Genomic DNA, 16,454 nt, shown 5'->3' on the forward strand with positions numbered 1-16,454 from the left:
AGAACTCTTTTCATATTTAACAGAACTTTATTTCACTAATTGTGGACGGTATTTTACCACTCGAAAAAATCAGGCTATACAGGCTTCATTTTAAGAACAAAAGGATTTATCTTTGTTAAGAACTCAAACAGTACTAATGAAGGAATTGCTAACACCTTTTTATAAGTTCACCAATATTTCAAAATTTACAGGCTTGTATTTATTCAATATTAAAAAGCTGGTTTTTATCATTCTAATTTTATTTATAGTTATAGATTCATTTTCACAAAACACAACAACTATTGATAAAATAAATACTTCGCATGGCCTATCAGATAACTACATCCTAAGTATCAATCAGGACGAAAATGGTTTTATGTGGTTTGGAACTGAATGGGGGCTGAATAGGTTTGACAGTAAAACTTTTAACGTATACAAAGCCAAGCCATCCAATAAGTTTACGGTAAACCACAATGGTACTAATAAGATTTTGGTGGATACAGTTGATCATTTAATATGGATTGGAACTAAGGGTGGTGGATTAAACGTACTTGATCAGAAAACGCAAGAATTTTATAAATATCCAACTTCACCTGATGAGGCCAACAGTACAAAAACATCAGGAATCACTGATTTACAACTCGATAAAGAAGGCAATTTATGGATTGCAACCTATAATCATGGCATTAAAAAACTCGATAAGAAAAACAACACCATTAGTGACATTAATTTAAGAAACATATCTCTCCCTGAAAATTACAAAATCAAGTGCATATTAGACGATCACCAAGGTAATTTATATATTGGACACTGGGGAAATGGCTTTACGGTTCTTTCTACCGAAAAACTTACCACAAAACACTTTGAATATGATCCAAACACTCCTGATGGGCTTTCTGGTAATGAAGTTATGAGCATTTTTATGGATTCTTTCCATAATGTATGGGTTGGCACACATAATGGTCTTGCAATATATGACCCTAAAAAAGATACATTTACCAATTTCCATCATAACCCGGAACATTTAAATGGCTTGTCTGATGATGACATTCATGTAATAAAAGAAATAGATGAGCAGCTTTGGATAGGGACCTGGAAAGGAGGAATAAATATTCTGGACCTAAAAACGGCTAATTTACAAGATACTAAAAGCGTACACTTCAAACACATCTTGTCAAATGACTTACCTTCAGGACTATCCTCGCCTTCTATTGAAGATATTTTCCAGGATTCGTATGGCAATATTTGGATAGGCACTTCCGGTGAAGGTATAAATGTAATAAGTCACATAAAACCATACTTTAACAAGCTATCTTATTCGCCAATAAAAGGTTATACAAATAGTCTAAGTGATAAAACTGTAAATTGCGTAAAAATAGATTCGAACAACAATTTATGGGTTGGTCTTGGGAATGGGTATGTTGACCTGTATAAAAAGAATACTACAACAGGGGTTTATAACAAGTATAAAAGCATTTTTCTCGACAATTATATTCTTTGCTCAATGGAAGACCATGATGGCAACATGTGGTTTGGCAGAAATATGGATGGCATTATATTTTATAATCCCCAAACCGGACTCTTAAAAAAAATTGATGTATTTAATAACGAGGAACAAATCGAATACATTAGTTCTCTTTACGAAGATCAAAACCAAAACATTTGGATTGGAACAAACTATGGCATCATTGTTTATAATTTAAATGATAATTCTATCACTAAATATGATGGAAAAGCCATTGGTCTGGGTGATAATTATATTAGAGATATTGTTCAGGATATCAATGGGAATTTCTGGATCGGGAGTGCAATAAATGGAGTTAGCGTAGTAACTCAGGATTTTGAACTGATTCGGAACTTTAATACATCAAATCGCTTACATTCAAATATTATCAGCCATATCTATGCAGATTCTCAGAATCAGATATGGATATGTACAAATAATGGGATAAGTATCTTTCCCCATATTAAAGAAAAAGATTATGACTACATCGAATTTATTAATGATAGTAATGGTATTAGCGACAACTACACCCATTCAATAAGCGAAGGCAAAAATGGTGAAATGTGGATATCAACAAATTCAGGTATCTCCAAATACATTACCAATTCCGGCCGGATAGAAAATTATACCAATAGTGACGGGATCCTTACCGGAACTTTTAAAAATGGAGCGGTTACAAAATCTTTGGATGGGACTATATATTTCGGGTCTCAAAACGGCATTTGCTATTTTAATTCAAGCGATAGTATTATTCAAAAAAAAATACCTCCGGTTGTAATAACAAACATCGACATATATGACTCTAAAGATGAAATCACTATTAAAAAGGCCCATCTCCCCATTAATAGGATTAAAAAATTAAAATATTCACAAAATACAATATCCATTGATTTTAACATTCTTGATTATGGATTAAAAAAACAAGTTGAGTATGCTTTTCTTTTAGAAGGGATGGAAGACTGCACCTGGCATCAAACTCAAATGCAAAACAATGTCACTTTCCGAAATTTATCTCCCGGGGAATACACATTTTTAGTAAAAGCAAAAATTCATAACCAATATTGGTCTGATCAGGCAGAGAGCATTTCATTTAAAATCTATCCTCCCTTATGGCTTTCCTGGTGGGCAAAAGTTCTGTATTCTTTTACTTTTATGATTATAGCTTTTGCCATTGTGTTTTTTTTCAGACATAAGCTAAAACTTGAAAACCAGTTAATTCTGCAAAAACAAAGTAACATACAAGAACATGAACTTCATGCCGAAAAAATGCAGTTCTTCACCAATATTACCCATGAACTAAAAACACCATTAACTCTGATAATTGGTCCACTGGAAGATATATTACAAAACAGTACAGAAAATCAGAAAAAACTATCCCTTATTCACAAAAACGCGATTCGCCTTCTGCATTTAATCAATCAACTCATGGAATTCAGAAAAAGCGAAACCAACCATAGAAAACTGACTGTTGCAAAAGATGATATTACTTTTATTTTGCAGGATATAGTATTAAAATTTAAAGATCTAAATAAAAATGAAAAAGTATCAATTGATTTACTAATAGAGGATTCTGAAACAGTACATTTTGACAAGGAAGTTGTTTCGATTATTATGGATAATTTAATATCCAATTCCATAAAAAACACACAGGAAGGATCTGTTTTAGTTAAGGTTCGCATTATTAATAAGGTTGATACAAAATACCTGGAAATTGAAGTTGCTGATACTGGGTTGGGTATTCCGGAAGAAGATTTAGAGCATATTTTCGACAGGTATTACCAGGTAAAAAGAAACAAACAGATTTCCGGCACCGGTATTGGCTTGGCATTGGTTAAAAATCTGGTTAAATTACACAAGGGCTCCATTTCGATCAAAAGTAAATTAAATCAGGGCACTCATGTTTTTGTTCAGTTTAAGGTGAATGAATTTTATCCTGAAGCTGAGCATATACAACCTGATTATATACCCAAAGAAACGAATAAGATTTTTACAAAACGCTTATTAATTGTAGAAGATGATGAGGATATATTGGATTACATTTCTGAAATCTTCAGTGATTCCTTTGAAATAATTACCGCAGTAAATGGCCAGAATGCTTTTGAATTAGCAAAAAAGAACATCCCTGACATTATTGTTAGTGATGTTATGATGCCCATTATGGATGGCATTGAATTGTGTAATGCTATTAAAAATAATATACTCACTTCCCATATCCCTATAGTGTTATTAACAGCAAAAGATTCTACCACAGATCAAACAGAAGGATATTTAATTGGTGCGGATTCATACCTGACCAAACCTTTTAGCGCCAGTTTACTCAAATCCAGAATCATAAACTTATTACAAGGCAGAGAAAAATTATCTAAATATTACACTTCAAATATCTATAAAACAGATATTATATCCAATTCAATCTCTGATCTGGATGATAGTTTTATAAAAAAAACGATTTCGATTATTGAAGAAAATCTAGGGCAGGAAAAAATTAGTGTTTCTTTTCTGGCGGGCCAACATAATATGAGCTATTCCTCATTCTCAAGGAAAATAAAAGCTGTAACAGGCATTACTGCCAACGAATTTGTCAAGGATATTAAATTAAACAATGCAGAACAGCTCATATTATCCAGGAAATATTCCATTTCTGAAATTGCTCTACTAATAGGTTACAATAGTATGTCCTATTTTAGGGATGCTTTTAAAGAAAAATTCGGGTGCTTGCCATCCGATTATATACACAGGATCCAAAAATGAGCTTGCATCCTGTGCTGTTATTATTTTTAGAGACAATGCCGGAGCCACCAGAACTGCTACACTCTATTCACTTGCTATCAATAATATAAATACATTTTCCTATTTCAAGGATGTAATACAGCGTGTGGCTAAAAGCCCAAGGATGACAAATGAAGGAGTCCGCAACTTACTCCCTGATAGGTGGGCTTTTGGGGGAGATGGCAATGCGGAGACGATTAGTTTGAATTTAGTTCCCTTAAATAAAAACCAAGCCACTCTGTAAAAAGGAGTAGCTTGATACATTACATCATTCTTAATCAACCAATAACTTCTTGTATAATAATTGATTTTTAAAGTTTATGCTTAATAGATAGCAACCACTTGTAAATTCATTAAGCCTAATTTTGATAATTTCACCACCTAAAACAACTTCTCTGTATAGACATCTACCCTTTAAGTCCATTATAAAAACATTTCCTATCTCTCCTTCATAAGCTGACAAATCTAAATTTACATAATCTTTTGCAGGATTTGGATATACTCTGCAATTTCTAATAGTGCTTTTCTCAGCCTGAAGAATATCAGTATTGCTACTTAATGATGCTGATTTTAACCCGATTAATTCAATTTGCCATTGTTGATAGGCATCACCAGTATAATCATGCTGTTCTACAGGAATGCCATTATTCTTTCTTTTTGAAGGAATAGCTAAAGCCTTACCACTGTTTTGGTTTACGATTTTATAGTAACCATCCCCAAGCGATTCAATATTCCATAATTGACTTTGATTAGCAAGATTATCCCATTGCACAACTGCTGCCCCCTCTAAAGTCGAACTACCATCAACTTCTAAAGCTTTACCACTGTGTTTGGCCAACAGCTTGTATGATCCATTACCACCATCTATAAATTCCCATCGCTGATTATCATAACCAGCATCTGAATTCTGCTGTATTACTGCACCATTATCCTGAGATGCACTATTCACTTCAAGTACTTTTCCACTATAACGGAGAGTTAATTTATAAATACTACCATATTGAAATTCAGCTGTACTTATTGTATAGTCGGCTGTAGCAATATTAGAATCCTCCAAACCAGCAGCAGTTGCAAATACTCTAATAGTAGTTGTACTAGCAACATCTATAGGAGCATTGTATATTAAAGAGGAGGTAGATGGTACGGAACCATCTAAAGTATAGTAAATGGTCGCCCCTGAGGTGGTGGTTGTTAGTTCTATCGACTGAGCTTCCAAATATATTCCACCAGGAATATTAAACTCAGGAGTAGCAACTGAAGGATTCTGATAAGAAGGACAATTCTCAATAGTTAAAGCATATGAGTGGTTATACATATCTATAATATGTTGTGTTTCATTATTAGAAGCCAACATTTCATTCCAGGCACAGAACCACGACCATCTTGCATCTAAGTCAATCGCATCACCAATTTCAGGGATTGGTCCATTCTCTGTCATAGCCACAATTTTACTACCATTCCCTAATTCATGAAAAGTATCAAACATGCTTTTTTGAATTGTGTAGTTATATGCTCCAGGGTAAGAATCAAAGCCAAGAATGTCAACTTTATTATCTCCAGGGTACCATTCTGATTCAGGGGTAGACCAGCACCAGATTAAATTATGAAGACCATGATAATTAGTTAATCTGTCTCTTACCATATCCCAAAGAGCCAAACAAGGTTCAGCACCTTTAGCCCCCCACCAAAACCAACCTCCTCCAGCTTCATGAAGAGGACGCCAGATTACAGGGATGCCTGCATCCCGAATACGAATTAGTTGCTCCGCAACCGCATCTATATCACGCAACGCATCAGTATTCTCTTGCGTGCCAGAGATTACCGCTAAAGAAACATCAAAAGTTGTTTCTGAAGTAAAGAATGTACTTGTACCAGCAACGCCACCTGACGGAGAATACCAATGCCAATGGATTTCGACAACTCCTTTTTGGCCAGTCGTATTATACCAGTTAATTACCTTATCCGTTTCTCCATTGTCAACAGCCCCAAAAGCATGACCACTACCATCCCAATAGTATGGATACATTGGGGTATAAGTCATCAAATCAAAACCTCTAACTAACGGATTCTTACCAGTTATACTTACGACATCATCATAATAATCAGATGTCTGTCCAGTCATTATTTTTAAACCATACTGAGACCTTATAAAATCATATAAATTCTGAGCCGAATTTTCTATCTGAGAATCAGAAAGTGTTGATGTAATATTATATGAATTTGCAGCCTTAGAATAAACAGAAAACTTATCCACATCAACATAACCCCAATTTTTTACAATTTCGATGGTATTTGTACCAGCATTGAGAACGACTGCAATTGATGTCATATCCTCAAAATTGGCATTAGCTGTAAAACCCACGCTTGACCAATAAGTACCATTAACATATAAGTCATTAAATTTATCTCCAAATAATGACCTATACCTAATTACCAAATCATAAGTTCCGGCATTTGCTATATCAACGGTAACAGAAACTTTATCACCATCTTCATCAAAGCCTGTAACAAACTGCCCACTAGAAGTCCCTTCGGGATCTGCAATATAAGTACCCGTCAGGTTCCCATTTTCAGACTCAACCTCTGTAATGAGATTTTGCGCCTGAATACCTAATGTAACAAGCACAAAAAATAGAATTAAGTAGATTTTTTTCATAATAACTGATTATTTAAATTAAAAACATATAGTTTGATTAAAGAGTCCTATTCAAAGTATTTATTTGTTTAACATTCCGTAATGAACAAATCAATAGATTCTCTTCTCTATTTTGTTTCATTAAAATCTTTCATCAAGAATATGTGCTTTTGCCCTGTAAAATCCTTAGCATCATCCGCAGCAGGATGTCCCGGATAAGGAAAAAAGAAATGTGTTTCTGGGTCATTACGCCATATCATCGTATAACTCAATTCTTTCTTAATCAAGGAATCCTGCAACACTACACCCAATTTTCGTGTAAACCATAGTGAATCTGGTATATTCTCTGAACCTGTTTCTGTCAAAGCTGCAAGTTTTCTTTTTTCTTTGGCTGCTTCAATAACAATGTGTAACTTTCTTATGACTTCCTTCTCTCCTTTATACTGACCAAAATCCCAATAATTATCCATTCCTAAAATATCAACAACATCATCTCCCGGATACCATTTTAGATACTCCTCTTTGGTATTGAAATTCCGATCTGGTGAATATGCCACTGTCATTTGAGACAGACCTCTCTGATCTCTCAGATATTGGATCGTAAACCTAAACAAACTCTTAAATTCTTCTGCAGTACATGAGTTCACACCCCACCAAAACCAACTCCCATCCATTTCATGCCAGGGACGGAAAATAAATGGAATGCTTTGTCCTTTTTCATCCTTTAACTGACAAAAAAAATCTGCTACTCGATCTAATTGAACTTTGAAAGCCAAATGATGACTGCACCCTGGCATAATATATCTTGCAACAACAGCACCTCCTGTCCATGAACTCACACTATCAATTGGAGAATAAGGATGCCAACTAAAGGTATTAATTCCTCCTCGTTCATGTCCCCACATTGCTAATTTTTTCATAGTAACAAATGGCACACTATCCAGGTTATGAGTATGATCAAATTCAATACCCCCCAATTCCCATCCAAAAATGGCAGGATAATCCCCTGTAACTCTATTTACGTCAGATTCTCCATCTACAAAACTCCATCCCATACCATAGGCTAAATCATCCTGATGCCCCAATAATATACCTTTACCTTTAATGCAATTAAGCTGTTTAATTATTGGTTTTTCAAATATTTCCGAACACCCCTTACGCTCATAACCACATGAAACAATAAGACTAGTAGAAATAAGTATAAAGAATAAGTATATAAATGTTTTATTTTTTTTCATAAACTACGTTTTTTATTTGCAGACAATACATAAAATACGATCTATTATATTTTAGGTGTGAATTTGTAGAGATTATCCCGCTATAAAATGAACTTCATTCAGTACCCATTGAATTAAAGAATTTATATAGATGAATTACAAATTTGGTATTATGGCTGAAACATTGTCACTATCTACAAATATTCTATAAAATAATAGGGGCAATCAAACTTGCTCTACGACTACAAAGTGATTGCCCCTGATTTTGGCCTATTTAAATCAATTCTCCATAGACCTATAGTATGCAGCTTTATTAAATTGATTTATTTCCGGTAAATCACTTATTATTGCATACTATTAATAATGAATAACCTTATTGTTTGTTAAGTCGAATCATTAAAACATCATGTTGTCCAATTCTTGCATTGAGTGGAGTTGATGTATCACCCAAATCTTTATTATTGAACAAGTCCTGAATTTGATAAGTATTATATTTTAACTTAGCAAATTTCTGGCTAACGTCATCTCCTATATCATGTTTCAACCAGTCAAAATACAGCTTCACCTCTTTATCATTCATATTAACAAAAACAATAGCCCAGTCTCCATTTATCAATGGTTTAATCCATGTTTCGATACCATACTCATCACTAAAGCGAAATCCTTGGATCCCTAAACTATCCTGATTAACAGCAACCACACCTTCATTTGATAATGTTTCAATTGTTTTAGGCGTAGCACTACGAATATCATTACCCATAATTAGAGGAGAAGCCAATATAGACCACATTGCAAAATGACTGCGATTTTCGGCATCTGTCAAATCGTTGCCTACTTCCATCATATCCAAATCATTCCAATGTCCTGGTCCTGCATACTTACGAATATCCGTACGCATATTAATAATTTTCCAAATCCCCCAAGAAGACCAGGATCCATGTCCTACTTCACAATTCCAACAGTTAATGATATCACCACTAACACGCCACAAGTGGCCTATTTCTTTACCCCATTTCCAAGGATTACTATCTCCCCATTCACAAATACTAAATACAATTGGCCTTCCTGTTGCATACAATGCATCCCTCATGGTTAAATAAGCTCCTTCTGCATTAAGTTTTTCAGTGTTACACCAATCATATTTTAGAAAGTCAACACCCCAATCTGCATAAGTTTGAGCATCAATATATTCATAACCTCTACTCCCCGGATAACCTGCACATGTTTTAAAGCCTGCACAATTATAAATTCCAAATTTTAACCCTTTTGAATGAATATAATCTCCTAGTGCTTTCATTCCATTAGGAAATTTAATTGTATCTCCATATAATCTCCCATTTTCATCACGTTCCATGGCCATCCATCCGTCATCCAATACGAGATATTCATATCCTGCATCTCGTAAACCTCTCTCTACCATAGCATCTGCAATTCCCTTAATCAACTCTTCATTGATATCACAACCAAAAGTATTCCAGCTATTCCATCCCATAGGAGGTGTTAAAGCTAAATTTTCAGATTTTTGCCCATTAACTAAAGAAATAGCAAAAACCATTAGACTTAAAATCAATAATCTCTTCATTTTTAAAATTTAATTTTTGTAAAACCATTTACACATAACGCAACTAGGATATTAGCCACGTTTGTCAATTATACTATTCTAACATTAAAAATTCTTATTCTCGTTTGCTCCCTTTTAAATATGACCATTTGTAGATAACCTGACACAGTTATTGTTTTATTATAAAAAACTCGATTTTTACTTCAAATCAGGCATCTCATCACGTGTAATAACAAAATCGGAATTTATAGCATCAGCCCACCAATCAGAATTTGCATGCTCATGATCAGGAGATGTAAATGTATTAGAATGAACATCGTTGGTTCTGTTATAATCGTACCATGGCATAAAATAAGACCATTTAGCTCCATCTGACCATTGGCTAGTTATTCTTGACACATTCCCCATCTCACTCAATGTCACCATCTTGTTAGGATAAATTTCTTGTATCATCTCAAACTGTTCTACAAAATAGGTTGTTGTATTATTCCCATAAATATCTCTACCTATAATATCTACATATTTATCACCAGGGTAGTAATCTGCATCCTTAGTTTGTGTAGTCCAAACCCAAATAAGGTTATTTAATCCTTGCGACTCAAAATATTCGAACATATAAATCCATAAAAGCTTATACACATCTCCTCCTGCATCTCCCCACCAAAACCATGCAGAGCCACCATTATACTCATATTTATTTCCAGATGCTTCATGAAAGGGGCGCCAAAGCACAGGAATATTTTTATTTTTAAGTAACTTCAAATAATTAGCTAGTTTTTCGAGGTCTTGTTTTGCTACTTGATTCTCCCAAGTCCCTTCAATCAAAACATTAGAAGTTCTAAATGTGGTTTCATCGGGTTTATATGTATATTCTGTTGAACCTTCATACTTTGGAACAACCCAATGCCAGGAAGCTCCTATCAAACCATTATTAATCCACCACTCTTCAACAAAATCAGTTTTAGAATAATCAATCCAATTGGCAGGTGAATATGGTAAATGGCCATAATCAAAATTAGCTATCACCGGATATTTACCTGTGTGATATTTAACCCATTCAGCTTCATTAAGATTCCATGCTCCACATGCTTGTGTTGCAGACAAACAATTAACACCATAATTATCGATAAGAAAATTATAAACATTAACAGCCTCTTTTGATGAATTTTCTCCAACTAAATTGGGATTAATTGTAGTTTCAATAAGATCCTTTGTTGTAAACACAATCTTCAATTCTTCTTCAAGCGGGACATTATTGGTGTTTACCAAAGATCCTGCAGGGACTATTATAGTATATGTGGTACTCCCGGATAATTCTGTTGTAAAAAGTAATTTTGTAAACGAAGTTTCTACTTCAACATCAATATCATTTATGGTTATTCCATGGTTGGGTATGAGTGATATCACCTCATCAAAAACAATTTCTATAGAAGTTGTAACAGCTACATCTGTAGCATTATTATCTGGAATACTTGATTTAAAATTTGGAGCTAACCTTTCAACATCTTCACTTTTTGTGCAAGCCATTAGATACACTAATAGCAAGCAGCTAAATATCATTCTACTCATAACTAATCATTTATCCTTTCCCTTATTCACCTGATTTATTAATGGATATGCCTATATAAATAAGGCATCCTTAGAGCGTATTTTCAACAGAGTTGTTTGCAAAACAACTCTGTTGATTCATTTCAATTATTAAATATTACTTAGGGTCAAAACGAAGATTATCGATACTAATACCTCCAGGGATTGGACCTCCATACATACCGTTCGTTCCACTTGAAAGATCAAGAGTTCCTGATAAATTAAGTTGAGCCGCATCAACAGAAACTGTTATCCAATTTCCGTTTGTGGTTGAAGGGAATAGTCCAGAACCGAACCAATTCCAACTATCTCCTAATACAAATTGCATTGCTGCATTATCAGCACCAGTTACTCCCTCCTCTATTCTTATATCTAATTTAATCATGTAATTTTCAACATTATTAATTATTGGCCCGGGAGCACCACTAGATTGATGATTACAGTTCATTAACCAGCCATCACCTATAGTTGCATCAACATGCAGATAAGTATTCCCACCTTCTTCAACAATAGAAGTATTACCACTCCATGAATTATCCCAATAACCATTATGGTCACCATGTGGCTCATAATCCATAACCATAATTGTTTCTGAAGTTATTGGATCTGTACCCCCAATAAATAATTCAGGCAATAGGCCTTCTTCACCTTCATAGGTTATCATTTTTATCTGACCAAATCCTGTTGTAACATCAACCGGCACATAAACTTCAATCTGAGAATCTGTTTTAATGCCATACTCAGTTGCAGAAATCTCTTCTGGAAATACCAGCTCTTTAATCAACCCCAAATTAGTACCTCTAATAGTAAGGATTTCTCCTGGAGTAGCTTTATTTTCCCCATAGGAATCAAAATTCGGTAGGTTCTGAAGAATCTCAATTTCCGTACCTGAAATAACTTCTACCCCATTTATTGCTACTAAAGTTATAACACCAGTCTCTGCTCCAACAGGAATAGTAACATTCAACTCTGTTGGCAATTGTTGATTTATTACTCCTTCAACGTCACCGGAAAACAATACTTTATCGACTACATCAAGGTTATTTCCTGTAATTACAATACTAGTATTAGGTTTTGTTGAAATTGGAGCAAACTCGGTGAATGATGGAGATACTATTGTAATATTTCCACCTGAAACCAATTTTGAGGAATTTGTAATAAATACAACTTCTCCAGAAACAGCAGCATCAGGTACAACAACCGTTAATTGCGTAGATGAACTGCCATCACCTATACTACCTTCAACACCATCTGCAAAAACAACAGTATTTATCAGGTCCAAATCCTCCCCTGAAACAGTTAATATTTCTCCATTTTTTATCGTAGATGGGGATACACTAAGTGTAGGCATAACTAGATTAAGAACCTCTTCCGAAGTAACTGTAACTCCAGAGGCAAGTCCAAGTAGTAATTTGCCATCCTGAGCATCCATAGGAACACTTACTTTTATAGAAGTTCCATTTACTTCAGTAAACTCCTGTGTCTGAACACCTCCCCCAAAAGTAATGCTTGTTACCAAATCTAAATTTGTCCCTGTAAAGTTCAACTCATTACCTGGTTTAACAGGATTGGGCGTTAAACCTCTAAAAGTTGGAATAATTACCTCTAATTCCGATTCTGCATAAATAATTATTGGATCTTCAGCCCCGTTAGAAATTGCCATTTTTCCTGTTTGGGCTTCCTTAGGAACAACAAGAGTAATTTCCTTACGTGACTTTGAGGTAAACATGGCACTATCAACGGTTACTCTATCTGTAAAAATGACCTCTCCAACAAGGTTAAGGTAATCTCCGCTTAATGTTAACACAGCGCCCGGTTTTATAGTAGTTGGAGAAAATGATTCAATAGAGATTGGTTCATAGTAACCAATCGGTGTTTTTGTAGTAATCACGTTCTCTCCTGCTAACAATTGTACATATCCTTCCTCGGCATCTTGAGGCACTATTAATTTAATTCCGTTTTTTGATTGTGATACAAATTCAGAACTTGTAATTTCCAAATCTCCAGGTATAATTACAGCATCTACCTGATCCAAATTTTCACCAATAAAACGCAACTCGGCTCCCCTGGCTATAGGCATTGGCCCATAACTGCTTAGAATTACTTCATCAATACCGTTATTATCATCTTTTTCACATGACGACAATACCATACACAGTGCTGTAACAGCAAACAAAAATGATAGTAATGTTGTTTTTATATATTCTTTTAATTGCATATCTAATTGTTTTAAATATTACTACATTGGTACGATACGAATGTTATCAATACATATATGCACCCTACAATCTTCTCCTTCAACGCCACCATGATATACGAAAAAGGTTAATCCGCCAAGCATATCGTTTGTTATATTAGCTCCAGCATCTTTACCATCATGATAATAGTGAAATTCTGACATTGGAATTGAAACGGTTACCCAACCATCTGTCTGGTAACTGCCTGTCAACACCCAAGGATTCCATAATCCACGCATCGTAACATTGTCAGCAATAAAGGCATTTGTTCCACTAACTTCGTAAGGTGTAAAAATCATTTGAAGTGCAGAAGCTTTCCATTCTTCTAAAACATTGCACTCAAACTTTAATACTGCGTTATTTAGATCTCCTTCATAAAAAGGATCTTCAGATCTTCCATTGGAGGCGTTCCATAAATTAAAACTGAAATTGTCCTCGTTCCATGTTCCCCCAATTGAACCAGCCATATCTCCCTCAAAACGTATATAATTACCATTTATACCTTCCGGTTCAGTATTGGCAATATTTCCAGAACGCCATCCTCCTGCAGCATCTAATTCATCCCAATCCAGGATATAATTGCGATCATCACGAAAATAAAAAGTCGAAAGACCAGATCCATATATTGTCTTAACGGTAAGAGGACCAACTCCAGCACCAGAAGGTACAGTTACAGTAATCTCATCATAGTTTTCGCTTACATTTAGGACTTCTCCTTCCTGATTTCCCGGAAAAAATACACGAAGAGGAACATTTTCATCATTAATAAAATAATTTCCTTTAATAACAGCCTGTTCTCCATCCGCAATAAATTCACATACCATTGACTTAGGCGCTGGAGGAGGAACTACCACATTGAAATCATATTTTATAGTATCCGTTCCTGCAACCATAAATATTTTATTGGACACTTCTTCCGGTATCTCATTAGGAATAGTAACAAACATTGAGTTTGATGTAATAAAACTTGTATTTAAATAAGCCTGTTTATCATTAAACCATACCTCACTAATACTTGTCAAGTTTTCACCTATTAAGGCAATGGTTGAATTTAATGATGCACTTACAATCAATGAATCTGATTTATCAGGATCTGCAACTCGTATATAATCAATACCAGGAGTCCCATCTGTTATTTCATACTCATGTGGATACTCCTCGCAGGCATTAAAAAGTAATCCTACTAAAACAACCATAATTACAAGGAATAAACCATGTTTTCTATTTCTATTATATGCTATCATATTAAACTTCTTTAAGAAAATTAATTATAACCGATTGAACCAAAGTCAAAACTTATAGGATCATCCATTAAACCTGGGTTTAATGATAAGTCTACTTCTGGGAAAGGAATGCTAAAATCTTCATCTGTTAAACCTGTAACCTTATGACTTTGAATTTCAAGACCCGAATTATCATTATGCAAATAAAAATTGTCTAGCCCTAACCAAGTACCTCTTTCCTGAGCTACAATAATGCTTTTAGCAACTTCTGGTTTGTAATAATGTAATCTTACCAAATCATACCATCGGTCTCCTTCAAAAGCAAATTCCAAACGCCTTTCTTTATATATATCTTCAAAAGTGATACTTGATACATCTTCATGGTTTCCTTTAAGAGCTCGGGCGCGTACAGCGTTAAATGCAGATAAAGCTGAGGCATCATTTGTTGATGTTCCATTCCCTAAGACAGCTTCTGCATAGATTAAATATACATCCGACAATCTTAACAAATGAGTACTTAATGGCGTGTGCATCCCATCCAATGTTTCATAACCTTGAGCCTTTGCGTCTGCCAAACGCCCTACAATATGTTTTGCACAATTAGATCCTGTACCACTGACAAAACTGAGTGATCCACCATAAATTCCATCAGATGAATTATCCCAATTATATATAAAACCTCCTTTATCTGTCCAGAAGTAATCATAGGTATCACCAACCATCATCATTGTAGCCTTTCTGCGTACATCATAATAATTTCTAGATAGTTTATCTGCACTTTCACCAAAAGCTGCTTGCAAATCAATTGTTGGATAAACGTAGTTTCCCCATGATCCCACTGCATCTGAGAAGTTTGACAAGGATAAATCTGATTGAAGGGAATTCTGACTAGTCCATTGTTCCCCTACCGTCCAATGCCATGCCAGCAAGCTCTCATCTAAAAAATTACCTTTAAGTTGGAATATCTCTTCATAAACAGGATGTAAATTCCTTCCACTTTTTTCAATAACTATTTTTGCATATTTAGCTGCCTCAGATAAGTCACTCTCATTACGGGTACCGCTCATTCCATACCCTGATTTTGTTAGATATACCTTAGCTAATAATCCATATGCAGAATACTTATCAATTCGACCTGTCATATTGTCTTCAGGCAACAATTCAATTGCATCTTTAAGAATTAGAGTTATATATTTATAAACATCCTCAATATTATTGCGTTTCACTGTTGCCGAATTATTGTTAGCTATGGTTGTTGCATTATCATGAATAATGGGAACGGCACCAAAGCAGCGGACTAAGAAAAAATAACTCATTGCTTTCCAAACCATTGCCTCTCCTTTGACTGTATTTTTTGCCTTACGAGTTACAGAAGCTCCAGATTTCAGATCTACATTTTGAATTACTCCATTACAGTAAGCATTGACTGCCCATAACGATGCTGAAACATTAGCAATTTGTTCATCAGAACTATTCAGAGTAAAATTAGTATAACCATCTGCGCCATCAAAGACCAGATTTCCGGCCATAACTTCTCCAATTCTCATAAATCCTCGTTGAAAATCATACCATGGAGAATTATAGATTGGATTTACTGACTGAAACAATTGTTCATCATTCTGATAAAAACTGTCAATTGTATATGTATCCTCTGTTGGACGATCAAGAAAATCATCACATGAAACAAATCCGATCGCAACGAGGAAAATCATTACTAAATTTTTTATTCCTTCTATTTTCAT

General features: G+C 34.7%; 8 protein-coding genes. 1 reads left to right on the forward strand and 7 read right to left on the reverse strand.

The window, feature by feature from the left end:
* Nucleotides 1–136: 136 nt before the first annotated feature.
* Nucleotides 137–4,234, forward strand: a complete 4,098-nt coding sequence (locus tag OM074_RS06910) for a hybrid sensor histidine kinase/response regulator transcription factor (RefSeq protein WP_301198722.1) — start codon at nucleotides 137–139, stop codon at nucleotides 4,232–4,234.
* Nucleotides 4,235–4,526: 292 nt separating this feature from the next.
* On the opposite strand, the gene OM074_RS06915 is transcribed toward OM074_RS06910, so the two are convergent.
* The 7 genes from OM074_RS06915 to OM074_RS06945 form a co-directional block, all read right to left on the reverse strand.
* Nucleotides 4,527–6,908, reverse strand: coding sequence for a glycosyl hydrolase (locus OM074_RS06915; protein WP_301198723.1), 2,382 nt, complete (start codon nucleotides 6,906–6,908; stop codon nucleotides 4,527–4,529).
* A 107-nt stretch (nucleotides 6,909–7,015) separates the two neighbouring features.
* Nucleotides 7,016–8,125 (reverse strand): glycoside hydrolase family 26 protein, encoded by a 1,110-nt coding sequence (locus OM074_RS06920; RefSeq protein WP_301198724.1) that lies wholly within the window; start codon nucleotides 8,123–8,125, stop codon nucleotides 7,016–7,018.
* A 352-nt stretch (nucleotides 8,126–8,477) separates the two neighbouring features.
* Nucleotides 8,478–9,686 (reverse strand): glycoside hydrolase family 27 protein, encoded by a 1,209-nt coding sequence (locus OM074_RS06925; protein WP_301198725.1) that lies wholly within the window; start codon nucleotides 9,684–9,686, stop codon nucleotides 8,478–8,480.
* 177 nt (nucleotides 9,687–9,863) lie between these two features.
* Nucleotides 9,864–11,234 (reverse strand): glycosyl hydrolase, encoded by a 1,371-nt coding sequence (locus OM074_RS06930; protein ID WP_301198726.1) that lies wholly within the window; start codon nucleotides 11,232–11,234, stop codon nucleotides 9,864–9,866.
* Between the two features lie 136 nt (nucleotides 11,235–11,370).
* Nucleotides 11,371–13,470, reverse strand: coding sequence for a glycan-binding surface protein (locus OM074_RS06935; RefSeq protein WP_301198727.1), 2,100 nt, complete (start codon nucleotides 13,468–13,470; stop codon nucleotides 11,371–11,373).
* Between the two features lie 21 nt (nucleotides 13,471–13,491).
* The gene (locus tag OM074_RS06940; protein ID WP_301198728.1) at nucleotides 13,492–14,733 is read right to left on the reverse strand and encodes a glycan-binding surface protein; all 1,242 of its coding nucleotides are present in this window, start codon (nucleotides 14,731–14,733) and stop codon (nucleotides 13,492–13,494) included.
* A 20-nt stretch (nucleotides 14,734–14,753) separates the two neighbouring features.
* Entirely contained in the window at nucleotides 14,754–16,454 is a 1,701-nt protein-coding gene (locus tag OM074_RS06945) for a RagB/SusD family nutrient uptake outer membrane protein (RefSeq protein WP_301198729.1), read from the reverse strand.

The organism is Plebeiibacterium marinum (assembly GCF_026013615.1).
Taxonomy (GTDB): domain Bacteria; phylum Bacteroidota; class Bacteroidia; order Bacteroidales; family Marinilabiliaceae; genus Saccharicrinis; species Saccharicrinis marinus_A.

What these genes read in the sequence shown, in the direction of transcription:
- OM074_RS06925 (WP_301198725.1), bottom strand. Translation starts at nt 9,686, where the DNA reads ATGAAGAGATTATTGATTTTAAGTCTAATGGTTTTTGCTATTTCTTTA.
- OM074_RS06945 (WP_301198729.1), bottom strand. Translation starts at nt 16,454, where the DNA reads ATGAAAATAGAAGGAATAAAAAATTTAGTAATGATTTTCCTCGTTGCG.
- OM074_RS06935 (WP_301198727.1), bottom strand. Translation starts at nt 13,470, where the DNA reads ATGCAATTAAAAGAATATATAAAAACAACATTACTATCATTTTTGTTT.
- OM074_RS06910 (WP_301198722.1), top strand. Translation starts at nt 137, where the DNA reads ATGAAGGAATTGCTAACACCTTTTTATAAGTTCACCAATATTTCAAAA.
- OM074_RS06930 (WP_301198726.1), bottom strand. Translation starts at nt 11,234, where the DNA reads ATGAGTAGAATGATATTTAGCTGCTTGCTATTAGTGTATCTAATGGCT.
- OM074_RS06920 (WP_301198724.1), bottom strand. Translation starts at nt 8,125, where the DNA reads ATGAAAAAAAATAAAACATTTATATACTTATTCTTTATACTTATTTCT.
- OM074_RS06915 (WP_301198723.1), bottom strand. Translation starts at nt 6,908, where the DNA reads ATGAAAAAAATCTACTTAATTCTATTTTTTGTGCTTGTTACATTAGGT.
- OM074_RS06940 (WP_301198728.1), bottom strand. Translation starts at nt 14,733, where the DNA reads ATGATAGCATATAATAGAAATAGAAAACATGGTTTATTCCTTGTAATT.